Genomic DNA, 22,795 nt, shown 5'->3' with positions numbered 1-22,795 from the left:
AAAGCGCTAGCCGCCATCTGATAAACGCTCCCGCTGCGCCAATACCTGCGGCAAATTCAGTTCTATCCAGTCCGCCAGCGCGGCGACTTTATCGCTCACCTGCTCGCCAAGCGGCGTCAGGCTGTACTCCACATGCGGCGGAACAACTGGATATGACACCCGGTTAAGAAATCCGTCCTGTTCAAGCGCCTGTAACGACTGCGCCAGCATCTTTTCACTCACGCCTCCCATCTTGCGGCGCAGGTCGCTAAAACGGTGTGTACCGTCGCGTAACGCGACCAGAATCAGTACGCCCCAGCGACTGGTGACATGTTTTAACACCTCACGGGACGGGCACTGTTCAGCAAAGAGATTACCTTCACGCAACTGCCGGGAAAGAGTATGAGCGCGCATTGATACTTACCTTTTTGTACGTACTTACTAAAAGTAAGTTTAGGTGGTAGCGTAATAAAACACAAGACCAACACTGAGGAGTTCACCATGATTGCTATCACTGGCGCAACAGGCCAACTGGGCCAACACGTTATTGAAAACCTGCTAAAAACGACGCCCGCCAGTCACCTCGTCGCGATCGCCCGTAACCCGAAAAAAGCCGCCCCGCTCAGTCAGCGCGGGATCGCCGTTCGCCAGGCGGATTACGCTAACGAAGCCGCGCTGACCACCGCCTTACAGGGCGTTGATAAACTGCTGCTTATATCATCCAGCGAAGTGGGACAACGCACCGCGCAGCACCGCAACGTTATTCAGGCCGCCATTGCCGCGAAGGTGAAATTCATCGCCTATACCAGCCTGCTACATGCGGATAAATCGCCGCTGGCGCTCGCCGATGAACATATTGAAACGGAAAAGATGCTGGCTGAGTCAGGTATTCCTCACACGCTATTACGTAACGGCTGGTATACGGAAAACTACCTGGCGAGCGTCCCTGCCGCGCTGAAGCATGGCGTCTTTATTGGCGCAGCGGGACAAGGGAAAATCGCCTCCGCAATGCGCGCTGACTATGCCGCCGCCGCCGCGCGCGTCATCAGTGAAGAGGGTCACGCCGGGAATGTCTACGAGCTGGCGGGTGATGACGCCTGGACATTACGCCAGTTGGCGGATGAACTTACTCATCAGAGCGGAAAAAAAATCGTCTACCAGAACCTGAGCGAAGTCGATTTTGCCGCCGCGTTAAAAGGCGCAGGCCTGCCTGACGGACTGGCGGATATGTTGGCCAATTCTGACGCTGGCGCGGCGAAAGGCGGCTTGTTTGATGACAGCCATACGCTGCGTAAACTCATCGGTCGCCCGACGACGACGCTCACAGAAAGCCTTCGCTCCGTACTGTAAGTGTTAAAATTTAGTTAATTTATGTGGCATCCTCATAGACCTTCTCTGATAATGACGGAACGGTTTATGAGGAGAATCTGATGATTAGCGGCGTGCTATACGCCCTGCTGGCAGGGCTAATGTGGGGATTGATTTTCGTCGGCCCGTTAATCGTGCCGGATTACCCGGCCCTCTTACAGTCAATGGGACGCTACCTGGCGCTGGGGCTGATTGCCCTGCCGATTGCCTGGTTAGGCCGCACGCGGTTACGCCAGTTGACGCGCAAAGACTGGTTCACCGCCCTGTCGCTGACTCTGATGGGCAATGTAATCTATTACGCCTGCCTCGCCAGCGCTATTCAGCGAACCGGCGCGCCGGTTTCGACGATGATCATCGGGACATTGCCGGTCGTCATTCCGCTTTTCGCTAACGTTCTCTATAGCCAACGAGACGGCAGATTATCCTGGCGGCGTTTAGCGCCCGCGCTGGCGCTTATCGGTTTTGGCCTGCTGTGCGTCAATATTGCTGAACTTAGTCAGGGATTGTCCGATGTTAGCGGCTGGCGCTATGGTTCAGGCATTGTGCTGGCGCTGATTTCCGTAGCGTGCTGGGCATGGTATGCGCTGCGCAACGCCCGCTGGCTGCGGGAAAATCCCGACAAACATCCCATGATGTGGGCAACGGCGCAGGCGCTGGTTACGCTGCCGGTCTCGTTAATCGGCTATGCGGCGGTCTGTCTGTGGCTGAGTATCCAGAAACCGTTGTTTACCCTGCCCTTTGGCCCGCATCCCGCGCTGTTTATCGGTCTGATGATCGCCATCGCGGTGCTGTGTTCCTGGGTGGGCACGCTGTGCTGGAATATCGCCAGCCAAAAATTGCCAACCGTTATTTTAGGGCCGCTGATTGTTTTTGAAACGCTGGCGGGACTGCTCTATACCTTCATTCTGCGCCAAGAAATCCCGCCATTCCTGACGTTAAGCGGCATTGCGCTCCTGGTGGCGGGCGTGGTCATTGCCGTGAGAGCGAAACCGGAAAAAGCGACCGTCGTTCCGGTCACGGAACGCTAATTTCATACTCGCTTAAATTATACGCACCCCGAAAGTGTTATAGCCTCGCCTTAAAGATGCATTTAGAATACAACTTATATTATTGCAAATGAGGTAACGGCTATGGCTTATCGCGATCAACCTTTAGGCGAACTGGCGCTCTCTATTCCCCGCGCATCGGCGCTGTTTCGCCAGTACGATATGGATTACTGCTGCGGTGGAAAACAGACGCTGGCACGCGCCGCCGCGCGTCACGACGTCGATATTGACATCATTGAAGCGCAACTGGCGCAATTGGCTGAACAGCCCATCGAAAAAGACTGGCGCGCCGTTCCGCTGGCGGACATTATTGACCATATCGTTGTTCGCTATCATGACCGACATCGCGAACAACTGCCGGAGCTTATTCTGCAGGCAACCAAAGTGGAACGCGTTCACGCGGATAAGCCAAACGTCCCACGCGGCCTGACAAAATATCTCACCGCGCTGCATGAAGAGCTTTCCAGCCATATGATGAAAGAAGAACAGATCCTGTTCCCCATGATCAAACAGGGTATGGGTCGCCAGGCAACGGGCCCGATAAGCGTAATGGAAAGCGAGCATGACGAGGCGGGAGAGCTGGTAGACGTCATCAAACACGTCACCCAAAATGTAACGCCGCCGCCAGAAGCCTGCACCACCTGGAAAGCGATGTATAACGGCATTAATGAGATGATTGATGATCTGATGGAGCACATCAGCCTGGAGAATAACGTGCTGTTCCCACGCGCGCTGGCCGGGGAATAATCCACCGCCAATAAACGATCCTGAACGTATAGACAGGATCGTTTATTCTGAATAGACTAACGCTTTTTAGCGAGAGGTGAATGCATTATTAATAACCTCATATTTCCCCTCCTCAGTGACCAGATAATAACCGCTCTTGTCGATATGCGCAGTATCCAGCGTCCGCGTTACGTTACGCCGTTGCCCGCTATCCACCAGCGTATCACCGAAGAAATAGAGATAACGATCGTCATGAGCAAAAACATCAGAAAATGAACCATCGGGATTTTTAAACCACACCAATGGTCCAATAGGGTCGATAATCTGCACGCCCCCATCGCCGATAAAATAGATCTGTTTACCCACCAAATTAGCGCCAGCTTTCAGCTGTACCTGCGGATCAGGCAAGCGGGTGATGGTTAATACCCTGTCGACCGGAGAGACATACTTCACCTGGTACAATAGATCTTTGTACTGTGCTACCGTCCAATTGTAATGAATGGGATGGAAATATTCTGGATCAACATTGGGAATAGTCGCTATTCGGCAGTCATCGCCTCGGCGCGATGCCTCTCGCGTCATCCATGTCACCTTATCCCGCTGTACATTAAACGTATTGAGACAGTCTTTGCCGAAGTAATAGCGTTTTACGCCTGCTTTGTCGCGATAGAGTAACTGCACGCCAGCGACCCAGCGCACAACATGAAAAGAGTTCGGATCGGCATCAATTGCCACACCATTAACAAAAACCTGCGTGGCGGTACGTAGAATAGTGTCCCACGGGCCAGGATTAGATGTAGTATCGCAGCTGGTCGGCGAAAACAGAATATTACGCTGCTCCCAGGATTTAACGCCCAGGATGGAATATCCCTGCGCACTAGCCAGCCAGCGTCCCTGAAAGTAGAGGTTGCGCCTGTCTTTAAGCACATCGCCGGAGTCGTTTAATTTGATGTTGCCGCCGACCTGCTGCAACGAATCTATATCGACCCTTTTTTCACCATGATTATCATCTGTGCGCTCGCCGTCGAAGTAAAGACTATCTTTATCAGCGGCAAAGCGTCCATACGCCCGAAAAGTCGCTGCATCCACTGGCGGCTTACCCGGTGGATTTTGTACGATTTTCCCAACCCATAAAATATGCTGGCCGTCGGTTAGCCAATAAAACTGCCAGAAATCATTTTTTATTAGCGATGAAAAAGCGGCGACATGAACAAAATCATTACTCATTTTTCCACGGTCATTATATTCATTAACAATGCGGTCAGGAACGTGCCGTAGTTGACTAAATTTTACCTCTCGAATTTCAATATCTTTAAAATTAATACCATAATCATAATCTTCTTCAACTACATATTTCGTTCCCTGCCCCCACGGCTGATAGTGAAACAAAGCATATGGAATGCCGGAACAGGCCAGAGCTAACACTGGTGCCAGCATTAATAAAATCGATAAACAGAACTGTTTTATTCTCAACATTGCGCCATCCTGCGCTAGTGGTAATCAGAGGGAAGCAAAGAGATAACGTCAGTGGGCACTGGTGATACCGTCGTCCACTCTGTTAATATCGGGTTATAGCGCTGCCATTGATCACGTGAGATCTGGCGATATAATTGCCCATCCGCGGACAAAGCCAGATGGTAGTAATTATAGGTAACTCTATCTATTTTCAGCGCCGGAAGTTTTTCCTGCGACGTAAAAATGCGCAGTACCCCCTCGCCCAACGCATTCGTGCTCACCTGATAAATACGATCCTTATACCAACCGGTGTTCCCGTTCAGACGAAAAAAATACTCCGGATCGACACCCGGCAGGGTTTCCACTTTACAACTGCTCCCGGCGTTGGTTGCCTCATGTTTCAGCCATGTCACCTCACGCAGGCCAATATTAAAATAGCCGCAGTACCGACTGGAATTATCAATCTCATAGTCATGCTTACCGGTTTTATCACGATAAATTAGTACCTCGCCAGGCATCCAGCGAATGATTTGAAACGTATTAGCATCAGCGGTAATGGGTATGCCGTTCACAATCACCCGTTGCGCCGTCGTCACAATAAACTCCCTTGCCGAAGTGGAATCCAGCCTCAACACGCGAAACCCATCGGCCCGCCCCAGCCAGCGGCCTTCATAATAGAGATTATTTTTATCCCGCAGCAGATTCCAGATTTTCGTCTCTGCCAGAGTCGCCATATCCACACGTTTTTCACCCGCATTGCTATCACGACGTTTACCATCAAAATAGAGACCGTGTTTATCGGCGGCAAAGGCGCCAAAAGACTGAAAGCTGGCAACATCAACGGCAGGCTCATCCCCGGTATTCTGGACGATTTTGCCTGCCCACAGGATAAAGCGCCCATCGCTGAGATAAGCGTGCTGACAAATATGATTGTCGTCGCAGTTATGGCTGTCGGGATTGATTTCTATTAACGGGCGAGGGTCTTGCGGGTGAGATAAATCGGCAATACGCCGTAAATGCGAATAGCTAACGTCAGGCAGTCGGGAGAGAATTTGCGGTTCGTCGTCGGCGGTATAAAAAACGCCGTCCTTATCCTGCTGATACTGAAAATCTGCGAACGCAGGAACAGGCAGCAGCAAAAGCGTAGCGCTTAAAATCCAGCGTCGAATGGTCATAATTACAGTTTGAAATAGGAGATTAATTTGTTACTTAAACCACTTTTTCAACGTATTATCCAGCGCGAGCCGCCATTATAGGAATTCATCAAGGCGGCACTTACCGTCAGCCTGCAATTTACAGCTGCCCTTCCTGAAGAAACGTTTTTCGCGTCATTGCATCAGCGGACAAACACTCATTTCCTGAGCTTTTCATCTCCATACGCTATCAAATGTGGCGAGAAAAATAGCTCGTTAAGGAGCGGGAAGCGACAAAATGGGGCGTAAAAATGAAGAAAGCGCCCCAGCGGGTACGTTATGCGCATACCCCCTCGCCTAAGCGAGAGGGATAAATCCGTCATTTAGCCAGTTTGTTCTTACGCAGGAACAGCCAGCCCAGACCCAACGCGATAAACCACAGCGGCGTCACGATCAGCGCCTGGCGCGTATCGTCTTCCAGCGTCAGTAATACCAGCACGAACGCAAAGAACGCCATGCAGACCCAGCACATCAGCTTACCGAGCGGCATCTTATAGATGGATTTTTCATGCAGGTGGGGACGCTTTTTGCGGTACACCAGGTATGAACACAGAATGATGGTCCAGACAAACATAAACAGGATAGCCGAAACCGTAGTGATCATGGTGAATGCGCCAATCACGCTCGGGTTGACCATCAGCATAACCACGCCGCCCAGCAGGCAGATACAGGAGAAGGTCAGGCCTTTCGCCGGTACCGCGCGTTTCGATAGCTTAGCGAACGCTTTTGGCGCCACGCCTTCTTGCGCCAGGCCAAACAGCATACGGCTGGTCGAGAAGACGCCGCTGTTGGCGGAAGACGCCGCCGAGGTCAGCACAACAAAGTTGATCACGCTCGCGGCGGCAGGCAGACCCACCAGTACAAACAGCTCAACGAACGGGCTCTTATCCGGCACCACGGAACTCCACGGCGTCACCGACATAATGACAATCAGCGCAAAGACGTAGAACATGATGATACGGATCGGTATTGAGTTAATCGCGCGCGGCAGCGATTTTTCCGGATCTTTAGTTTCTGCGGCGGTAGTACCAACCAGCTCAATGCCCACGAAAGCGAACACTGCAATCTGGAAACCGGCAAAGAACCCGCTAATACCTTTCGGGAACCAGCCGCCGTCATTCCACAGATGCGCGAAAGACGCTTCAACGCCTGTCGGCGATTTAAAGTGCATCGCAATCATCACCAGCCCGACCACAATCAACGCCACAATGGCGACGATTTTGACCATAGCAAACCAAAATTCCATTTCACCAAACATTTTAACGGTGGCGAGGTTGAGGCTTAGCAGCAGGATCACTACCGCCAGCGAGGCGACCCAATCGGAAAGGCCGGGAAACCAGAACTGCGCGTAGGCAGTAATCGCCACCACGTCAGCCATACCGGTCACTACCCAGCAAAACCAGTACGTCCAGCCGGTGAAATATCCCGCCCAGGGGCCAAGCAGGTCGGAAGCAAAATCGCTAAACGATTTATATTCCAGATTCGAGAGCAGCAATTCCCCCATGGCGCGCATCACGAAAAAAAGCATAAAACCGATGATCATATACACAAAAATGATCGACGGTCCGGCGAGACTGATCGTTTTACCCGATCCCATAAACAGACCGGTACCAATAGCGCCGCCAATAGCGATAAGCTGTATATGACGGTTTGTAAGATTGCGCCGTAGCGACTGTTCAGCCGGAGCCTGTTCGTCGGCTGCGACTTTTACCTGATCTACCATGTTTTTCTTCCTGTACCTGTCTGTGTTGTGCGGGCTCTACGGCCTTTGGTCTATGATACGACGATCCTGTTATCAGGACTCATCGATATTAGGTAAGAATCGGCGGGATGAATACTAAGATTCAAATACAATGTTAATTTTATGTTTAAAATGAGTGTTATATCACTTTGATAATGCGAATTAGCTCACAAAAATACACGTAACGACGCCATTTGCAAAATAAAATATTGGCATCTGCTGAAGTCAGGGTTGCCGGATAAGGCGTTTACGCCATCATCCGGCAAACCCGGGGCGCTTACAGAATTTCCAGCAGTTCCACCTCAAACACCAGGGTGCTGAATGGCGGAATAGAGGCCCCGGCCCCACGCTCGCCATAGGCCAGCTCCTGTGGGATAGTCAGTTCCCATTTGGAACCTACCGGCATCAGAGTCAGAGCTTCAATCCAGCCGGCGATCACGCCATTTACCGGGAATTCAGCCGGTTCGCCGCGCGCGACGGAGCTGTCAAATACGGTGCCATCAATAAGCTTACCGGTGTAATGCACGCGTACGCGGTCGGTACGCGCCGGAATCGCGCCTTCGCCCTGCGTCAGAACGCGGAACTGTAAACCAGATTCAGTACTGTTCACACCGTCTTTTTCGCGGTTTTCTTCCAGGTATTTCACGCCTTCGGCCGCCATCGCTTTGAAACGCTCACGACGCACCGCGTCCGCACGCTCATGAATTTCACGCAGCGCACGATGCACCACATCAACAGGAACCGCCGGGTGTTTACCTTCCAGCGCATCAGCAATGCCTGCAACCAGCGCTTCAGGCAACAGCCCTTCAAGACCGGATTCGCTGAGCTGCTGCCCTACCTGCAAACCAATGCCGTAGCTCGCTTGCGCTTCAATAGTGTCAAAAGTCGGGGTGGCCATTATTTTTCCTTCATCGGATATCAAAAAAGTAGCGGGCAGCATAACAGCCACGCTTCTTCTGGTAAAACTTTGTCTCAGGGAGGATGACAAATCGCAGGGAAAAAGAAACAATAGATTATCCGTATTGATGTCACGAAAGCGGATAGCACTACCAGTATCATAGCGTTAGCCATCTATACTCTATGATTAAGGAACGAGATGCGGAGCAGGAGGTAAACCATGCCCGGGCGCTTTGAATTAAAACCAACCCTAGCGAAAATCTGGCACGCGCCGGATAATTTTCGTATCATGGAACCGCTGCCGCCTATGCATCGTCGTGGCATTATCATTGCCGCTATTGTGCTGATGATCGGTTTCCTGCTGCCCGCCAGCGAGACCAGCGACTCACCTGTCGTCACGCGGGAAGCGCAATTGGATCTGCAATCGCAATCACAGCCGCCGACGGAGGCCCAGCTTCAGGCGCAGCTGGTCGCGCCGCAAAACGATCCGGATCAGGTGGCGCCCGTTGCGCCGGAACCTATCCAGGAAGGCCAGCCGGAAGAACAAAACCAGCCGCAGACGCAGCCTTTCCAGCAGGATAGCGGCATCGGTCAACAGTGGCGCTCGTACCGGGTAGAGTCTGGTAAAACTCTGGCGCAACTGTTCCGTGACCACGGGCTGCCCCCGACAGCCGTTTATGCAATGGCGCAGGTAGAAGGCGCTGGCAAACCGCTGAGTAATCTCAAAAATGGTCAAATGATTAAAATTCGCCAGAATGCCAGCGGGGTGGTGACAGGTTTAACGATAGATGGCGATAACGGTCAACAGGTGCTGTTTACGCGTCAGCCTGACGGCAGTTTTATTCGCGCACAGTAACGCCGGCTGCGCCTTACCCCGTCTATACCCTATTCGTTCAGGTGAAGCATTACCGCTTCACCTTATTCACCCACCAAATCCCCGAACACACCAGCACCAGCGCAATCATGTATTTCCACTCCAATATATTCTCGCCGAGAAAAATAGCCGAAAGAGCCGCGCCAGAAAACGGGATCAGAAAGTTAAACGGCGCAATCATCCCCACGCGATTATATTTGAGTAAAATGCTCCATAGCGCAAAAGCGACCGACGAGAGCAGCGTCAGGTAGACTAAAATCGCCACCGACGAGAAGCCATGTATCGTCAGCGTACCGCCAAAAACGTAACCGCCAATGACCAGTACCAGACCGCCAATCCCCAATTGATAGCCAGTCATGACCATCGGATCGACCGTCTGCGAGAGACGTTTGCCATACAATGTGGCCGCAGAAAGAATAAACGCCGCCAGCACCACGGAGCCTTCTCCCGGCAGATTAAAGCTGAAATCCAGGCCGTTGCTGACGTTCACCACCATGACGCCCGCAAAGCCCAGAATACAGCCGAGCGTTTTGTTGTAGCTCAATCGGTCGTTCTGATAAATAAAGTGCGCCAGCAATACGCTGAAGAATGTGCCTGTCGCGTTCATGATTGAGCCTTTCACGCCGGAGGTGAACGCAAGGCCGATATAGAAAAAGAGATATTGCAGCGACGTCTGAGTCAGCCCCAGTAACGTCAACTGAGCAAACTGGCGCGGACGAAACCGACCAATCGGTTTACGCTGAAGCAGCGCGAACAGTAGTAGCAACCCACCCGCAAACAAAAAACGATAACCAGCAAAAACAATTTTAGAAGGGATATCATCGGTGGCTATCTGAAAGAGGTCATAACCGCTTTTGATGGCTGGATAAGCGCTGCCCCATAGCAAGCAACAAAATGCGGCACACACATAAACGACGTTTTTGCGGGCAAACGGGGAGGCCTGGCGTTGGGTATCCATTCTTTCACCAAGAAATTAAAATAATGTTTTATTTTTGATTATCGCGAAAAGAGGGGGAGATAGCCAGTCGAAAAGCGATGGGGTTAAAAAAGCAAAACGTCGGCGCTGGGCCGACGTTTCGTTGCTAGCAAAAACGAGAATGCCTGATTACTCAGCAACCACGTTGATGATAACTTTTGCGAATACTTCGCTGTGAACCTGGAAGTTCACTTCGTGTTCGCCAGTGGTACGCAGAACGCCGTTCGGCAGACGAACTTCGCTCTTAGCCACGTCAACGCCAGCCGCAGTCACAGCGTCAGCGATGTCGCGAGTACCGATGGAACCGAACAGTTTACCTTCGTCGCCTGCTTTAGACGCGATAGTAACGGTTTCCAGGGCGTTGATTTTCTCTGCGCGTGCATTTGCAGCAGCCAGAACGTCAGCCAGTTTAGCTTCCAGTTCAGCGCGACGTGCTTCGAAGTATTCAACGTTTTTCTTGGTAGCCGGAACAGCTTTACCCTTTGGTACCAAGAAGTTACGAGCATAGCCCGCTTTAACGTTAACCTGATCACCCAGGCTACCCAGGTTTGCTACTTTATCAAGCAGAATAACTTGCATTACCTTATCCTCTCAAAGTCGTATTAATGGACCGTGACCGATTACTGATGGCGATCAGTGTACGGCAGCAGAGACAGGTAGCGAGCGCGTTTGATAGCGCGAGCCAGCTGACGCTGGTATTTTGCACGGGTACCGGTGATACGGCTTGGGACAATCTTACCGCTTTCGGTGATGTAGTTTTTCAGCGTAGCGATATCTTTATAGTCGATCTCTTGAACGCCTTCCGCGGTGAAACGGCAGAACTTGCGACGACGGAAATAACGTGCCATATGGCTAGTCTCCAGAATCTATCAATTCAATCTGCTCGGCATGCAGAACCATTTTGCTCAGACCGTTCTTTGCCTTGTGGCAAGAAATAAACCCCTGAACGGTTATGCGGCTGCCGACCGTTATACTGTGAGTAATGGCCTGGTTTTCGTGTCCGCTAACAATAACGGGCATTTGGCACCACGCCTGCCGGTGAAAGCCGGCTTCCTCTTGCACAGAACGATGCTCAAGCACGAACTGGCAATGCGGAATTCCTGATGGACTGACCTTTCGAAGGGGGGTCCTGCACACGGTGCCGGACAACGCCAGACGGTTGGTCATCAGAAATTACTCTTCAGAATCCCCAGCTTCAGCATCATCTGCGGTTTCGTTAGCGAAATCATCGCGACGCTCACGGCGCTCGTCTTTCGCTTTAACCATCGGAGAAGCTTCGGTAACAGCGTGCTTAGTACGCATAACCATGCTGCGGATAACGGCATCGTTGAAGCGGAAGGTAGTTTCCAGCTCATCGATCACTTCCTGCGGCGCTTCAACGTTCATCAGAACGTAGTGCGCTTTGTGCAGTTTGTTGATCGGGTAAGCCAGCTGACGGCGGCCCCAGTCTTCCAGACGGTGGATCTTGCCTTCTGCGCCAGTGATGGCAGCAGAGTAACGCTCGATCATGCCCGGAACCTGTTCGCTCTGGTCAGGATGGACCATAAAAACGATTTCGTAATGACGCATCGAATTGCTCCTTACGGATTATTCAGCCTCCTGTCTGGGTCAGCCGCAGCCCATGGAGGCAAGGAACGTGTTAAAGGTCGGCTGAAAAATGACGCGTTATAATACTGGCGCCTGCGGGCAAACTCAAGGTGATTGTACAATTATTTATCGTGCCGAACGTAACGCCTGTCCCGTCGCATTTTGCTGCTGAGATATTAACGTTATATCGCGCGCCACTATAAACGGCCTGTTCCGGCAGAGAATTGACACTGTGGTCAGCGCGCTTTTTTGCCACACAGGGTTTCTTAAACATAGCGGCATACATCAACGGGTTGTTAATCAGGTAAAAAACGACAATGCGATAATTTTTTGAACAACAGCATCAGAAAAGGTCGCCATCTCTGCGGCGGGTTATGGTTAAAATTAAACCAGAAGCGATTCACTAAAGGGGGATATCGCCAACCAGACCGCGCTGCTGAGGAGGTACATGATGCGAGCCCGGATAATGTTATTTCTGGCTGCGCTTTTGCCTGGCGTAACGGCAACGGCAGCCATCGAGTTAAATAATCACCAGGCCAGAAATATGGATGATGTGCGCAGCTTAGGCGTGATCTACATCAACCATAACTTCGCCACGGAAAGCGAAGCCAATCTGGCGCTGAATGACGAGGCCGACGCGCGAAACGCAATGTATTATCACGTCATACTTATCCGGGAACCGGGTAGCAACGGCAACATACACGCCAGCGCGAATATTTATCGCTAGCATCAGGAAAACCAACGAAAAATCATAGTTGATTTGCCCCCTGAACAGGGGGCTTTTTTTCGCGGAAAGATGGCTCTGGAATTAGACCTGTGACATCCCGATAATATTCACATTCCGGAGCTCATACTTCACTTCTGCCCGTAATACGCATTCGGGCCATGCTTACGCATGAAGTGTTTATTCATCAGATAATCGTCGATGGGGTTGAGGCCAGGGTTAATACCGCGCGCAATCCACGCCATTCGCGCCACTTCCTCCATGACGACCGCGTTATGTACCGCATCGTGCGCATCTTTCCCCCAGGCGAACGGCCCGTGTTGATACACCACAATGCCTGGCGTATGCAGCGGTTCCACCTCGCCCAGCGTTTCGATGATCACCTTACCGGTGTTCAGCTCGTACTCGCCCTGCACTTCTTCTTCGCTTAACGCCCTGGTACAAGGAATATCGCCAAAGAAATAGTCCGCGTGCGTGGTACCGAGCGCCGGAATAGCCATCCCCGCCTGCGCCCATGCCGTGGCGTGGGTGGAGTGGGTATGAACGACGCCGCCAAGCGACGGATAGCGTTGATACAGCGCCAGATGGGTAGCGGTATCGGAAGAAGGACGATAACCTCCCTCCACCACTTTGCCATCCATATCCACCACCACCATGTCATCTACCTTCATGGTTTCATAGGCGACACCGCTTGGCTTAATCACCACCAGCCCGCGTTCGCGATCGATAGCGCTGACGTTGCCCCAGGTAAACGTCACCAGTCCATAACGGGGCAAATCCATGTTAGCGTCAAATACCTGCTGCTTGAGCTTTTGCATTAGGCTGCCTCCACCAGACCGGCGCTGGCCATGCGCGCTTTCACCCAGTCACGCGCTTTCGCTACCTCTGCCGCCGGGTTCTCTGCTGTTTCACTCCACATCTCAATCAGATAGGGCCCGCAATAGCCACTCTGTTTGAGCGTTTCGAAGCAGCGTTCGAAATCGACAACGCCTTCGCCAAACGGCACATTTTTGAACACGCCGGGTTTAGTATCTTTGACGTGTACCGCGACGATATGCCCGATTCCCGCCTGTAGCTCCATCTGTACGTCGTTATCCCAGGCAGACAGATTGCCGATATCCGGATAGAGCTGGAACCACGGGTTATTGAGGTAGTGAGCATAGCCCAGCGCTTTACTGATGGAATTCATCAATGGATAATCCATGATCTCCATCGCCAGCGTCACCTGGGCGCGGCTAGCCATATCAACGCTCTCTTTTAACCCATCGCGGAAGCGGCAACGCGTTTCGTCATTGGCCTGCTGATAGTAAACGTCGTACCCCGCCAGTTGAATGACGCGAATCCCGACGTCCTGCGCAAACTGAATCGCTTTACGCATAATCTCCAGCCCCTGCGCCCGTACCGCGTCATCTTCGCTACCGAGCGGAAAACGACGATGCGCGCTCAGACACATGGACGGCACGCGCACGCCGGTTTCAGCAACCGCGCTCACCAGCGCCAGGCGCTGCTCGCGACTCCAGTCGAGCCGCGCCAGTCGGGCGTCGGTCTCGTCCACCGACATTTCAACAAAGTCAAAACCCAGCGTTTTCGCCAGCCGCAGGCGCTCCAGCCAGCACTCCCCGGCAGGGAGCGCTTTTTCATAGATGCCGAGCGGAATTTGTTTCGACAGCATAGCCACTCCTTAGCCCCACAGTTGGGCAATGGAGCGTTTGAACTGCCGTGCGGCTTCTACCGGCGATTCGGCATCGCGAATGCTGCGCCCCGCGATAAAGACATGGATCGGAATGCCTTTGAACAGCGGCAGGTCTTCCAGCGCCAGTCCGCCGGTCACGGTCACTTTAAAGCCCATATCGGAGAGCCGCTTAATCGCGGTAATATCCGCCTCGCCCCACGCCACGCCTGCGGCCTGCGCGTCACGGCTGCGGTGATAAACCACTTGCTGAATGCCCGCATCGCGCCACTGCTGCGCCTGTTCCCAGGTCCAGTAACCGGTCAGTTCGATCTGCACGTCGCCGTTGAACTCTTTCGCCACATCCAGCGCGCCTTTCGCGGTGTTGATGTCGGCGCAGCAAATGACCGTCACCCAGTCCGCGTTGGCTTCGAAACACATACGGGAGAGGATTTTACCGGCATCGGCAATTTTGGCGTCCGCCAGCACGATTTTGTGCGGGTAAAGCGCTTTCAGATCGCGAACCGCACGCACGCCTTCGCCCACGCACAGAATGGTGCCCACTTCGATAATGTCGACTTCTTCGGCAATCAGGCGAGTGGTTTCATAGGCGCTATCCATAGTCTGGTTGTCCAGCGCGACCTGCAACATTGGTAATGACATTTTCAATTCCTTCTTAAGCTGCCGCGTTGGTGCGGTCAATGAGATCCAGGACTTCCTGCGCGGTGCGGCAGGCGCGTAAACGGTCAAAATTAGCTTCGTCTTCAAACAGGTTGACGATCTGCATGATGCCCACTTCCTGGTGAGTGTTGGCATCAACCGCCGCCATGGTGATCAGAATATCGACCGGGTCGTTATCTTCGTGGTTGAACTCCAGCGGCTTTTTCAGCGTCACCAGCGAAAAACCGGTTTTCTTCACCCCTTCTTCCGGGCGGCCATGCGGCATCGCCAGGCCGGGGGCAATCACAAAATAGGGGCCAAACTGCTCAACGCCATCGAGAATGGCCTGGTAATAGCGCGGCTCCACCACGTCGGCAGCCACCAGTAAATCGACGCCGATCTTGACGGCTTCCTGCCAGGTATTCGCTTCAGCCTGCAGGCGGATAGAATTATTCTCCGCCAGTGAATCACGTAATTTCATGTTGCATCCTTACTTCACGTCTTGCGGGAAATGTTCTTTGATCACTTCCAGCAGTTTCGGGCCGAAGTCAGCAGGAGAGAGCATGTTACGCACGCCAACCACATATTTGTTGCCGGTCACGGTGATTTCGCCCGCAATATGGGTAGAAGCGATGATGATATCCGCGCCGCTCAACTCGCTTTTGTACTCGCCAACCGCGCAGCTGTTTACCGTGTGGTCAATGTTTGATTGGGTTAAAAACTGGTCCACTTTCATTTTCATGATCATGGAACTGCCCTGTCCGTTGCCACACACAGCCAGAATACGTACGGTCATAATCAAAACTCCTTATTAAGCAGACTGTTCTGCCAGTTGTTTTTCTGCATCTTCTTCTGCGCGCAGTGCGCGGCCAGCGAAGAACATATAAGCCAGTGCAATTACAATGATGACGGCCATAAAGGCGATACCGAGGGAGAAGAAGCCCTGCATCATCGGCGGTGCCAGAATCGACCAGTCCGCCATACCCATCCAGGCGCTCATCCCCGTGAGTTTCACCGCCCAGACGCAACCAAAGATTTCGATCATCCCCATCACCAGACAAATCTTCAGCGCCGCACGCCAGCCGCCGAAGTGGTTAGCGAACACGCCGATAGTGGCGTTAGAGAAGAACATCGGGATAAAGCCAGGAATAATCAGGATCGAGGAGCCGCAGGCAACCAGGATGCCAACCGCAATCAGCTGACCGATGGTGCCCCACATAAAGCCCCAGACCACCGCGTTCGGCGCGAAGCCATAAATAGCGGCGCAGTCAATCGCCAGTACTGCGCCCGGAATCAGACGCTGGGAGATACCGTTAAAGGCCTCAGAGAGCTCGGCGACAAACATACGCACGCCCTGGGTGATGATGAAGATCGCCACCGCAAAGGAGAAACCGGTTTGCAGGATATAGATTGTCCAGTGGGTTTTACCCGCCATCGCCTGTACGGTATCGATACCAAAGGAGAGCAGAATGGCACCAAAGAAGATGGTCATTACAATCACCGTGGAGACGATGTTGTCATGGAAAATGTTCAGCCAGCCCGGCAGTTTGAGGTCTTCAACGCTTTCCTCTTTTTTGCCCAGGAACGGCGCGACTTTATAGGCAATCCAGGAAGCAAACTGCTGCTGGTGACCGATGGAGAAACCACAGCCATCGGTCACTTCCTGAGTCGGCTTGTACATCATGTTGGAGGTAATACCCCAGTACAGGGAAACCAGTATCGCCGTGCAGATAATGGTGGTCCACATGGAATAGCCGAAGATATAGAAAGAGACCGCAATCAGCCCCGCCTGCTGGAACATGATGTGCCCGGTCAACATGATGGTGCGAATACCGGTAATGCGTCGCAACAAGACGTAACAAATATTCAGCGCCAGCGCGAGCAACACCGCGTAGCCTACCCAACTATACGCATCACCCATCCGTTCGATCGTTGCCATCATCGAAGCATAGGTATCGGAAATCGCGCCGTTGATGCCGTAGACCTCAGACATTTTCGCCACCACCGGTTTAAAGGTGCTGGTCAGAATGCCGGACCCGGCCTGTAGCAGCATGAAGCCAATGATGGTTTTGATCGTCCCTTTGATGATCACGCTGACGCTTTTACGCAGCAGGATATAGCCCAGGCAGGTCACAATACCCAGTAATAGCGGGGCATTGGTCATTACCTGATTAAAAAAAATGGTAAAGATGTTGTAGAGGATCTCCATAACGATCTCCGGTAGACAAGGTTGCTGAGTCACAGGCGCTCAGAATAATGTCCCTCCACTGTAATTTTCAAAAGTAATCACAACAAGATTGAATTTGATTAAATGTGACGTAGCGCACAAATAATTAGCACACTTAATACATGGTTTGCTTATAAATAACTCATTTCTTCATTAAAATAAGTAAAATCATAAAGATGAATACATCCCCATGACGCCAGAAAAGATTAAATTTTCTTCTGGCTGCGTTCTCCTCTACCCAAAAGTCAAAAAATAGCCCATTGCCTTCTTGAGAAAATAGTGTCAGGATTAATCAAAACAAATCACATTTTGAACTATTTTGAACAAACATGAAGGTAAATGCGATGAGTAAAGTACAAAGCATCACGCGTGAATCATGGATTCTGAGCACGTTTCCGGAGTGGGGAAGCTGGCTGAACGAAGAGATTGAGCAAGAGCAGGTCGCGCCGGGTACGTTCGCTATGTGGTGGCTGGGCTGTACCGGTATCTGGCTAAAATCTGAAGGCGGCACTAACGTATGCGTCGATTTCTGGTGCGGTACCGGTAAACAGAGCCACGGTAATCCGTTGATGAAAACCGGCCATCAGATGCAGCGTATGGCTGGCGTCAAAAAATTACAGCCTAACCTGCGCACCACGCCGTTTGTTCTCGATCCTTTCGCTATCCGTCAGATTGACGCCGTACTGGCGACCCACGACCATAACGATCACATTGACGTCAATGTCGCGGCTGCCGTAATGCAGAATTGCGCCGATGATGTTCCGTTTATCGGCCCGCAGACCTGCGTGGATTTGTGGGTTGGCTGGGGCGTGCCGAAAGAACGCTGCATCGTGGTAAAACCGGGCGATGTCGTGAAAGTGAAAGATATTGAAATTCATGCGCTTGATGCCTTTGACCGCACTGCATTAATCACCCTGCCTGCCGATCAGAAAGCTGCTGGCGTACTGCCGGACGGCATGGATGTACGCGCGGTTAACTATCTGTTTAAAACGCCGGGCGGCAATCTCTATCACAGCGGCGATTCTCACTATTCCAACTACTACGCGAAACACGGCAACGAACATCAAATTGATGTCGCGCTCGGTTCTTACGGTGAAAACCCGCGCGGTATTACGGACAAAATGACCAGCGCGGATATTTTACGCATGGCGGAATCGCTGAATACCAAAGTGGTGATCCCGTTCCATCACGATATCTGGTCGAACTTCCAGGCCGATCCGCAAGAGATCCGCGTGCTATGGGAAATGAAGAAAGATCGCCTGAAGTATGGTTTTAAACCGTTTATCTGGCAGGTTGGCGGCAAGTTTACCTGGCCGCTGGATAAAGACAATTTCGAATACCACTATCCGCGTGGGTTTGACGATTGCTTTACCATTGAACCCGATCTACCGTTCAAATCCTTCCTGTGAGTCGATATCATGCCGGGATTACCCGGCATTTTTTCCATTTACTTTAGTATTTCCAGGCTATTTCAAATATCATCTTTTCAAATCAATTTGTATCGGAATAGCTCATGACTGAAGCACAAAGACATCAAATACTGCTGGATATGCTGGCACAGTTGGGCTTTGTTACCGTCGAAAACGTGATTGAGCGTCTGGGGATCTCCCCGGCGACAGCGCGCCGCGACATCAACAAGCTCGACGAAAGCGGGAAACTTAAAAAAGTGCGCAACGGCGCAGAGGCCATTACCCAACAGCGGCCCCGCTGGACGCCGATGAATCTGCACCAGACGCAAAACCACGATGAAAAAGTACGCATCGCGAAAGCGGCGTCGCAGCTGGTAAACCCGGGTGAAAGCGTAGTGATTAACTGCGGCTCCACCGCTTTCCTGCTGGGGCGTGAAATGTGCGGGAAACCGGTACAGATCATTACCAACTATCTGCCGCTGGCGAATTATCTGATCGATCAAGAGCATGACAGCGTGATTATCATGGGTGGTCAGTATAATAAAAGCCAGTCGATTACCCTGAGCCCGCAGGGAAGTGAAAACAGTCTCTATGCTGGCCACTGGATGTTTACCAGAGGAAAGGGCTTAACCGCGGATGGCCTGTACAAGACCGATATGCTAACCGCCATGGCGGAACAAAAAATGCTCAGCGTCGTCGGGAAACTGGTCGCGCTGGTCGATAGCAGTAAAATTGGCGAGCGCGCGGGGATGCTGTTCAGCCGCGCCGATCAGATCGCTATGCTGATTACCGGCAAAAATGCCAATCCGCAGGTTTTGCAACAGCTTGAAGCCCAGGGTGTAAGCATACTCCGCGTTTAAAGATGCTGTCGGAAAAACGCTACCGTCGCCGACAACGCTTCTGGCGTAATGCGATGCCGCACGCCTGCGGCCCATAAACAGGTCACATGCTTATCCAGCTTCGCCGCGGCGAGTGCCTGCTGGAGCCGGAAGGTTTCGATAGCAGGCACCACGTCATCCTCCTGACCATGCCACAACAGAAGCGGCCTGTCGGCCAGGCGCTCTAACTGATGTGTGACTTCCCATTCACGTAGCGGCGCGATGATATTGTCGAATTCCGCCTGCTGCGCCGGGTTCTGCGGGGATAACGGCGGGAAAAGCGTCCGGGCGAGCCCGGTAAAATAGCCCGACCCCATTAAACTGGCCCCGCATTTTACCTCTCGGTGACGCGTCATAATGCCCAGCGCCGTCATACCGCCCATGGATGCGCCGCCCACCGCCAACCGCCCGTCAAGTAGCCAGTTTTCCGCCTGAATCGCCGCACGTAACGTCGTAAATTCCTGCATGTTTTGGTGCAGAATCTGCCAGAATCGGTGTATCCGTCCCTGTGAGTCGCCGCCGAAGCGAGCGCCATGCTCCGGCGCATCCGGCATGACTACCCGGAATCCTGCCTGTGCCAGGGCAACGGCAAAATAACTATAAACCAGGCTGGAGGAGGTGAAGCCATGATAGAACACCACACAGGGAAGCGGCACGGCGCGTTTCCCTTCCGGGAAGGCATGTAGTACGACGCCTCCGGCTAATTGTCGTGTTTCAATCGCTATCATTATTCTCTCCTTTTTATCCGGTATGCCACGGAGAAATACTTAACGCAAGTTTATGGATAGCGCAATAATTCATAATGTTTGAGAGCTGGGTTACGCTTTCGCAACGTTTTCATTCGAAAATCGCGTGACAGGTAACACTTCGGGAACATTCCCCCTAAAGGGAAATCAATAAGGCATTACACTATGATTATCAGGAAACGAGATAGAGTTATGCGTCGGTTTGCTTCATTGATAGCAGCGCTGTTATTAAGCGCGTGTAGCGTGCTGCAGGGTACGCCGCAACCTGCGCCGCCTGTCGCCGATCACCCGCAGGAAATCCGTCGCGATCAAACGCAAGGACTACAGCGGATGGGGACCGTAAGCGCGCTGGTTCGGGGCTCCCCGGATGATGCAATAGATGAAATCAGAGCGAAAGCCGTCGCTGCGAAAGCCGATTATTACGTTATCTTTATGGTTGATGAAACGGTTGTAACCGGCCAGTGGTATTCACAAGCCATTTTGTATCGTCAATAACAGTAGATTGATTTTTAGTCATTTTTACATTGCTTTGCGCCCCTATGCGTTTACCTGTGCACAATAAACAAACAGGTTTACCGTGATGGAGCGTCCTGTTAAATGCGGGGTATGTAATAAGGAGCTGACGATGAAACAAGAACTTGCCTTATCCTCACTGCTGCTTTCTGCCGGACTGGTGAGTACGACGGCACAGTCTGCCGAATTCGCCAGTGCTGACTGCGTAACGGGTCTGAATGAAATCGGCCTGATCTCGGTCAGTAATGTTGCAGGAAACCCACAGGATGTGGAGCGGATTATCGCCCTGAAAGCCGATGAACAGGGTGCGTCCTGGTACAGAATTATTCAAATGTATGAAGAACAACAGTCGGATAACTGGCGCGTACAGGCGATACTCTATGCCTGATGCCGCGTGGCTCGCGCCGGATGGCATGTACTACAGGCCAAACGTTACCGCAGTCCCCCGGTCGCCCTTAACAGTAAATCATTTTGTACCTGGGCAGACAGCGGCATTTCGCCGCGTGTATCCAGCATCATCTGACACCACGCTTGCGCCAGCGGCGGCGAGGCATGACGCAGCATTTCCGCTCCGCACCCCAGCAAGAAAAGCTGCTGCGTAATCTCTCTGCCCATTGCTTCGTCCGGTTTGCGTAAACGTTGCTGTAGCTGACGTACCGCGCGGTCGTAATGGCGATCCTGACCTTTGACTTCCGCAAAAGCTTCACTCAATACGTCATAGACGCCGTGTTGTTTTGTCAGCACCCGAAGTACATCCAGACACATGATATTGCCGGAACCTTCCCAGATACTGTTCACCGGCATTTCACGGTACAGGCGCGGGAGTTCGCTCTCTTCGCAATACCCCATCCCGCCGAGAACCTCCATCGCCTCAGCCACAAAAGGGATTCCCTGCTTACAGATGGCGAATTTCGCCGCTGGCGTGAATAATCGCGCCCATAATGCCTCTTTCGCCTCGCGACGTTGCTCCCAGGCGCGCGCCAGCCGAAACAAAAGCGCCGTCTGCCCCTCCAGGCATAGCGCCATACGACTTAAGGTTTGTCGCATCAACGGTTGTTCGATCAGCGGCTTACCAAAAGCCTGACGCTGATGAGCATGGTAAATGGCGACTGAAAACGCACGCCGCATTAAGCCATGACTCCCGAGCGCGCAATCAAGACGCGTCATACCGCCCATCTTTAAGATATGCCGAATCCCTTCGCCCTCTTCTCCCAGCCGCCAGCCGACGGCATCCTGAAACTCGACTTCGGCGCTGGCATTAGATCGATTACCGAGTTTATCTTTCAGGCGTTCAAGACGAACAGAGTTCCGTTGCCCGTCTGGCAGGAAACGCGGCACAAAGAAACAGGATAGTCCTTCTTTTGCCTGCGCCAACACGAGGTGCGCATCACTTTGCGGCACAGAGAAAAACCATTTATGTCCCACCAGCCGATATGAATCATCCGCCAGCCGCTCCGCGTGGGTCGTATTACTGAGTACGTCAGATCCGCCCTGCTTTTCCGTCATTCCCATGCCGATGAGCAGGCCCCGTTTTTGCCCGCCCGGCAGCAAATGCGAATCGTAGCGATCGCTGCGCAGCGGCGCCAGCCAGTCATGGAAAGTGGTGGGAAGCATCTGCAATAGCAACGGTGTCGCGGCAAAGGTCATCGTGACAGGACAGAGTGTTCCCGCTTCTACCTGAGCATGTAATACAAAACGCGCCGCCCGGGCGACAAAACTTCCCGCCCTTGCCTCTTCCTCCCAGGCCAGGTTATGTACCCGATTAGCGCAAAGCCCCTGCATCAACAGGTGCCAGGCGGGATGAAAGCGAACGTCATCCAAACGCTGTCCCTGGGGATCGTAACGTAGCAACTCAGGAGGATGCGCGTTCGCCAGACGCCCCAGTTCCAGTGATTCCGCCGTTCCCAGTTGTTGGCCAATGCTGGCGAGAAGATCGCTATCCCATCCCGCGCCTTCCCGGGAAACCGCTTCACACAGCGCGCCATCAGACAGGAATAAGTTACTGTTATTGAGCGGAGCAGGTTGATTAAAGACGGTATGTGTTTGCCAGGACATGGTGTCTCCCTCCTTCAATGGCGCTGAAGTCAAGTATGGTCATGACTGCGCCATTGACGCCGGAGCAAGATC

General features: G+C 52.5%; 27 protein-coding genes and 1 pseudogene. 9 read left to right on the top strand and 19 right to left on the bottom strand.

What is annotated here, in order from left to right:
• Nucleotides 1-6: 6 nt before the first annotated feature.
• On the bottom strand, nucleotides 7-393 hold the full coding sequence (locus ACQ29O_RS03250) for a winged helix-turn-helix transcriptional regulator (protein ID WP_001201297.1): 387 nt from the start codon (nucleotides 391-393) through the stop codon (nucleotides 7-9).
• Nucleotides 394-480: 87 nt separating this feature from the next.
• Here ACQ29O_RS03250 and ACQ29O_RS03245 point away from each other — a divergent pair, with 87 nt between their 5' ends.
• The 3 genes from ACQ29O_RS03245 (at nucleotide 481) to ytfE (ending at nucleotide 3,140) form a co-directional block, all read left to right on the top strand.
• A complete protein-coding gene (locus ACQ29O_RS03245) occupies nucleotides 481-1,329 on the top strand; it encodes an SDR family oxidoreductase (RefSeq protein WP_000560612.1) in 849 nt (282 codons plus the stop codon).
• An 80-nt stretch (nucleotides 1,330-1,409) separates the two neighbouring features.
• Nucleotides 1,410-2,375 (top strand): DMT family transporter, encoded by a 966-nt coding sequence (locus tag ACQ29O_RS03240; protein ID WP_000623276.1) that lies wholly within the window; start codon nucleotides 1,410-1,412, stop codon nucleotides 2,373-2,375.
• Between the two features lie 102 nt (nucleotides 2,376-2,477).
• Complete coding sequence (gene ytfE, locus ACQ29O_RS03235) at nucleotides 2,478-3,140, top strand: iron-sulfur cluster repair protein YtfE (RefSeq protein ID WP_000331471.1); 663 nt, start codon at nucleotides 2,478-2,480, stop codon at nucleotides 3,138-3,140.
• 66 nt (nucleotides 3,141-3,206) lie between these two features.
• Here ytfE and ACQ29O_RS03230 read toward each other — a convergent pair whose 3' ends face one another.
• From ACQ29O_RS03230 to fklB, 4 genes are all read right to left on the bottom strand, one after another.
• Nucleotides 3,207-4,595: a hypothetical protein gene (locus tag ACQ29O_RS03230; protein WP_000944340.1), complete on the bottom strand. Its 1,389-nt coding sequence runs from the start codon at nucleotides 4,593-4,595 to the stop codon at nucleotides 3,207-3,209.
• A 14-nt stretch (nucleotides 4,596-4,609) separates the two neighbouring features.
• The gene (locus tag ACQ29O_RS03225; protein ID WP_000155544.1) at nucleotides 4,610-5,749 is read right to left on the bottom strand and encodes a DKNYY domain-containing protein; all 1,140 of its coding nucleotides are present in this window, start codon (nucleotides 5,747-5,749) and stop codon (nucleotides 4,610-4,612) included.
• A 337-nt stretch (nucleotides 5,750-6,086) separates the two neighbouring features.
• On the bottom strand, nucleotides 6,087-7,490 hold the full coding sequence (cycA, locus tag ACQ29O_RS03220) for a D-serine/D-alanine/glycine transporter (protein WP_000228321.1): 1,404 nt from the start codon (nucleotides 7,488-7,490) through the stop codon (nucleotides 6,087-6,089).
• Nucleotides 7,491-7,785: 295 nt separating this feature from the next.
• On the bottom strand, nucleotides 7,786-8,406 hold the full coding sequence (fklB, locus tag ACQ29O_RS03215) for an FKBP-type peptidyl-prolyl cis-trans isomerase (protein WP_000235161.1): 621 nt from the start codon (nucleotides 8,404-8,406) through the stop codon (nucleotides 7,786-7,788).
• Between the two features lie 219 nt (nucleotides 8,407-8,625).
• Between fklB and ACQ29O_RS03210 the strand changes: the two genes are divergently transcribed.
• A complete protein-coding gene (locus ACQ29O_RS03210; RefSeq protein ID WP_001119439.1) occupies nucleotides 8,626-9,261 on the top strand; it encodes an OapA family protein in 636 nt (211 codons plus the stop codon).
• 49 nt (nucleotides 9,262-9,310) lie between these two features.
• Here ACQ29O_RS03210 and ACQ29O_RS03205 read toward each other — a convergent pair whose 3' ends face one another.
• The 6 genes and pseudogenes from ACQ29O_RS03205 to ACQ29O_RS03180 all read right to left on the bottom strand — a co-directional run bounded on the left by ACQ29O_RS03205 (nucleotide 9,311) and on the right by ACQ29O_RS03180 (nucleotide 12,100).
• Entirely contained in the window at nucleotides 9,311-10,237 is a 927-nt protein-coding gene (locus tag ACQ29O_RS03205; protein WP_000381072.1) for a DMT family transporter, read from the bottom strand.
• 147 nt (nucleotides 10,238-10,384) lie between these two features.
• Nucleotides 10,385-10,834 (bottom strand): 50S ribosomal protein L9, encoded by a 450-nt coding sequence (gene rplI / locus ACQ29O_RS03200; RefSeq protein ID WP_001196059.1) that lies wholly within the window; start codon nucleotides 10,832-10,834, stop codon nucleotides 10,385-10,387.
• Between the two features lie 41 nt (nucleotides 10,835-10,875).
• Nucleotides 10,876-11,103, bottom strand: coding sequence for a 30S ribosomal protein S18 (rpsR, locus tag ACQ29O_RS03195; RefSeq protein WP_000135199.1), 228 nt, complete (start codon nucleotides 11,101-11,103; stop codon nucleotides 10,876-10,878).
• 4 nt (nucleotides 11,104-11,107) lie between these two features.
• The gene (gene priB, locus ACQ29O_RS03190; RefSeq protein WP_001747015.1) at nucleotides 11,108-11,422 is read right to left on the bottom strand and encodes a primosomal replication protein N; all 315 of its coding nucleotides are present in this window, start codon (nucleotides 11,420-11,422) and stop codon (nucleotides 11,108-11,110) included.
• 6 nt (nucleotides 11,423-11,428) lie between these two features.
• On the bottom strand, nucleotides 11,429-11,824 hold the full coding sequence (gene rpsF, locus ACQ29O_RS03185; RefSeq protein WP_001216673.1) for a 30S ribosomal protein S6: 396 nt from the start codon (nucleotides 11,822-11,824) through the stop codon (nucleotides 11,429-11,431).
• 70 nt (nucleotides 11,825-11,894) lie between these two features.
• A pseudogene (locus ACQ29O_RS03180) lies at nucleotides 11,895-12,100 on the bottom strand (hypothetical protein).
• Nucleotides 12,101-12,293: 193 nt separating this feature from the next.
• Between ACQ29O_RS03180 and yjfY the strand changes: the two are divergent.
• Nucleotides 12,294-12,569 (top strand): DUF1471 family protein YjfY, encoded by a 276-nt coding sequence (yjfY, locus tag ACQ29O_RS03175; protein ID WP_001675399.1) that lies wholly within the window; start codon nucleotides 12,294-12,296, stop codon nucleotides 12,567-12,569.
• Between the two features lie 128 nt (nucleotides 12,570-12,697).
• On the opposite strand, the gene ACQ29O_RS03170 is transcribed toward yjfY, so the two are convergent.
• The 6 genes from ACQ29O_RS03170 to ulaA are packed head-to-tail and all read right to left on the bottom strand — an operon-like array spanning nucleotide 12,698 to nucleotide 17,104.
• Nucleotides 12,698-13,384 carry an L-ribulose-5-phosphate 4-epimerase gene (locus ACQ29O_RS03170; protein WP_001170769.1) on the bottom strand — a complete coding sequence of 229 codons (687 nt, stop codon included), beginning with the start codon at nucleotides 13,382-13,384 and terminating at the stop codon, nucleotides 12,698-12,700.
• Nucleotides 13,384-14,238: an L-ribulose-5-phosphate 3-epimerase UlaE gene (ulaE, locus tag ACQ29O_RS03165; RefSeq protein ID WP_000949530.1), complete on the bottom strand. Its 855-nt coding sequence runs from the start codon at nucleotides 14,236-14,238 to the stop codon at nucleotides 13,384-13,386. The genes ACQ29O_RS03170 and ulaE overlap by 1 nt, the downstream gene beginning before the upstream one ends.
• A gap of 9 nt (nucleotides 14,239-14,247) precedes the next feature.
• A complete protein-coding gene (gene ulaD, locus ACQ29O_RS03160; protein WP_000056761.1) occupies nucleotides 14,248-14,898 on the bottom strand; it encodes a 3-keto-L-gulonate-6-phosphate decarboxylase UlaD in 651 nt (216 codons plus the stop codon).
• 13 nt (nucleotides 14,899-14,911) lie between these two features.
• Nucleotides 14,912-15,376, bottom strand: coding sequence for a PTS ascorbate transporter subunit IIA (gene ulaC, locus ACQ29O_RS03155; RefSeq protein WP_000776531.1), 465 nt, complete (start codon nucleotides 15,374-15,376; stop codon nucleotides 14,912-14,914).
• Between the two features lie 9 nt (nucleotides 15,377-15,385).
• On the bottom strand, nucleotides 15,386-15,691 hold the full coding sequence (gene ulaB, locus ACQ29O_RS03150) for a PTS ascorbate transporter subunit IIB (protein ID WP_000218362.1): 306 nt from the start codon (nucleotides 15,689-15,691) through the stop codon (nucleotides 15,386-15,388).
• Between the two features lie 15 nt (nucleotides 15,692-15,706).
• A complete protein-coding gene (ulaA, locus tag ACQ29O_RS03145) occupies nucleotides 15,707-17,104 on the bottom strand; it encodes a PTS ascorbate transporter subunit IIC (RefSeq protein ID WP_020937314.1) in 1,398 nt (465 codons plus the stop codon).
• A 362-nt stretch (nucleotides 17,105-17,466) separates the two neighbouring features.
• Between ulaA and ulaG the strand changes: the two genes are divergently transcribed.
• The gene (gene ulaG, locus ACQ29O_RS03140) at nucleotides 17,467-18,531 is read left to right on the top strand and encodes an L-ascorbate 6-phosphate lactonase (protein ID WP_000049161.1); all 1,065 of its coding nucleotides are present in this window, start codon (nucleotides 17,467-17,469) and stop codon (nucleotides 18,529-18,531) included.
• Between the two features lie 104 nt (nucleotides 18,532-18,635).
• Nucleotides 18,636-19,391 carry an HTH-type transcriptional regulator UlaR gene (ulaR, locus tag ACQ29O_RS03135; RefSeq protein ID WP_020937313.1) on the top strand — a complete coding sequence of 252 codons (756 nt, stop codon included), beginning with the start codon at nucleotides 18,636-18,638 and terminating at the stop codon, nucleotides 19,389-19,391.
• Here the strand turns inward: ulaR and yjfP are convergent.
• Complete coding sequence (yjfP, locus tag ACQ29O_RS03130) at nucleotides 19,388-20,137, bottom strand: esterase (protein WP_000560303.1); 750 nt, start codon at nucleotides 20,135-20,137, stop codon at nucleotides 19,388-19,390. The two genes, ulaR and yjfP, sit on opposite strands and share 4 nt — an antisense overlap.
• 183 nt (nucleotides 20,138-20,320) lie before the next feature.
• Here yjfP and bsmA point away from each other — a divergent pair, with 183 nt between their 5' ends.
• Both bsmA and yjfN read left to right on the top strand, forming a co-directional pair.
• Entirely contained in the window at nucleotides 20,321-20,650 is a 330-nt protein-coding gene (gene bsmA, locus ACQ29O_RS03125) for a biofilm peroxide resistance protein BsmA (RefSeq protein WP_020937312.1), read from the top strand.
• Between the two features lie 130 nt (nucleotides 20,651-20,780).
• Nucleotides 20,781-21,056, top strand: coding sequence for a DUF1471 family protease activator YjfN (yjfN, locus tag ACQ29O_RS03120; RefSeq protein WP_001518964.1), 276 nt, complete (start codon nucleotides 20,781-20,783; stop codon nucleotides 21,054-21,056).
• A gap of 44 nt (nucleotides 21,057-21,100) precedes the next feature.
• On the opposite strand, the gene ACQ29O_RS03115 is transcribed toward yjfN, so the two are convergent.
• On the bottom strand, nucleotides 21,101-22,723 hold the full coding sequence (locus ACQ29O_RS03115; protein WP_020937311.1) for an isovaleryl-CoA dehydrogenase: 1,623 nt from the start codon (nucleotides 22,721-22,723) through the stop codon (nucleotides 21,101-21,103).
• Nucleotides 22,724-22,795: the final 72 nt, after the last annotated feature.

The organism is Salmonella sp. GDC200615, assembly GCF_050574145.1.
GTDB classification, from domain to species: Bacteria; Pseudomonadota; Gammaproteobacteria; order Enterobacterales; family Enterobacteriaceae; genus Salmonella; species Salmonella enterica.
Note: the sequence above shows the minus strand (reverse complement) of the source record. Positions and strands in the feature narration are given on the sequence as shown.

Coding starts and splice junctions, on each gene's coding strand:
- ACQ29O_RS03250 (WP_001201297.1), bottom strand. CDS start 393: ATGCGCGCTCATACTCTTTCCCGGCAGTTGCGTGAAGGTAATCTCTTT.
- ACQ29O_RS03245 (WP_000560612.1), top strand. CDS start 481: ATGATTGCTATCACTGGCGCAACAGGCCAACTGGGCCAACACGTTATT.
- ACQ29O_RS03240 (WP_000623276.1), top strand. CDS start 1,410: ATGATTAGCGGCGTGCTATACGCCCTGCTGGCAGGGCTAATGTGGGGA.
- ytfE (WP_000331471.1), top strand. CDS start 2,478: ATGGCTTATCGCGATCAACCTTTAGGCGAACTGGCGCTCTCTATTCCC.
- ACQ29O_RS03230 (WP_000944340.1), bottom strand. CDS start 4,595: ATGTTGAGAATAAAACAGTTCTGTTTATCGATTTTATTAATGCTGGCA.
- ACQ29O_RS03225 (WP_000155544.1), bottom strand. CDS start 5,749: ATGACCATTCGACGCTGGATTTTAAGCGCTACGCTTTTGCTGCTGCCT.
- cycA (WP_000228321.1), bottom strand. CDS start 7,490: ATGGTAGATCAGGTAAAAGTCGCAGCCGACGAACAGGCTCCGGCTGAA.
- fklB (WP_000235161.1), bottom strand. CDS start 8,406: ATGGCCACCCCGACTTTTGACACTATTGAAGCGCAAGCGAGCTACGGC.
- ACQ29O_RS03210 (WP_001119439.1), top strand. CDS start 8,626: ATGCCCGGGCGCTTTGAATTAAAACCAACCCTAGCGAAAATCTGGCAC.
- ACQ29O_RS03205 (WP_000381072.1), bottom strand. CDS start 10,237: ATGGATACCCAACGCCAGGCCTCCCCGTTTGCCCGCAAAAACGTCGTT.
- rplI (WP_001196059.1), bottom strand. CDS start 10,834: ATGCAAGTTATTCTGCTTGATAAAGTAGCAAACCTGGGTAGCCTGGGT.
- rpsR (WP_000135199.1), bottom strand. CDS start 11,103: ATGGCACGTTATTTCCGTCGTCGCAAGTTCTGCCGTTTCACCGCGGAA.
- priB (WP_001747015.1), bottom strand. CDS start 11,422: ATGACCAACCGTCTGGCGTTGTCCGGCACCGTGTGCAGGACCCCCCTT.
- rpsF (WP_001216673.1), bottom strand. CDS start 11,824: ATGCGTCATTACGAAATCGTTTTTATGGTCCATCCTGACCAGAGCGAA.
- yjfY (WP_001675399.1), top strand. CDS start 12,294: ATGCGAGCCCGGATAATGTTATTTCTGGCTGCGCTTTTGCCTGGCGTA.
- ACQ29O_RS03170 (WP_001170769.1), bottom strand. CDS start 13,384: ATGCAAAAGCTCAAGCAGCAGGTATTTGACGCTAACATGGATTTGCCC.
- ulaE (WP_000949530.1), bottom strand. CDS start 14,238: ATGCTGTCGAAACAAATTCCGCTCGGCATCTATGAAAAAGCGCTCCCT.
- ulaD (WP_000056761.1), bottom strand. CDS start 14,898: ATGTCATTACCAATGTTGCAGGTCGCGCTGGACAACCAGACTATGGAT.
- ulaC (WP_000776531.1), bottom strand. CDS start 15,376: ATGAAATTACGTGATTCACTGGCGGAGAATAATTCTATCCGCCTGCAG.
- ulaB (WP_000218362.1), bottom strand. CDS start 15,691: ATGACCGTACGTATTCTGGCTGTGTGTGGCAACGGACAGGGCAGTTCC.
- ulaA (WP_020937314.1), bottom strand. CDS start 17,104: ATGGAGATCCTCTACAACATCTTTACCATTTTTTTTAATCAGGTAATG.
- ulaG (WP_000049161.1), top strand. CDS start 17,467: ATGAGTAAAGTACAAAGCATCACGCGTGAATCATGGATTCTGAGCACG.
- ulaR (WP_020937313.1), top strand. CDS start 18,636: ATGACTGAAGCACAAAGACATCAAATACTGCTGGATATGCTGGCACAG.
- yjfP (WP_000560303.1), bottom strand. CDS start 20,137: ATGATAGCGATTGAAACACGACAATTAGCCGGAGGCGTCGTACTACAT.
- bsmA (WP_020937312.1), top strand. CDS start 20,321: ATGATTATCAGGAAACGAGATAGAGTTATGCGTCGGTTTGCTTCATTG.
- yjfN (WP_001518964.1), top strand. CDS start 20,781: ATGAAACAAGAACTTGCCTTATCCTCACTGCTGCTTTCTGCCGGACTG.
- ACQ29O_RS03115 (WP_020937311.1), bottom strand. CDS start 22,723: ATGTCCTGGCAAACACATACCGTCTTTAATCAACCTGCTCCGCTCAAT.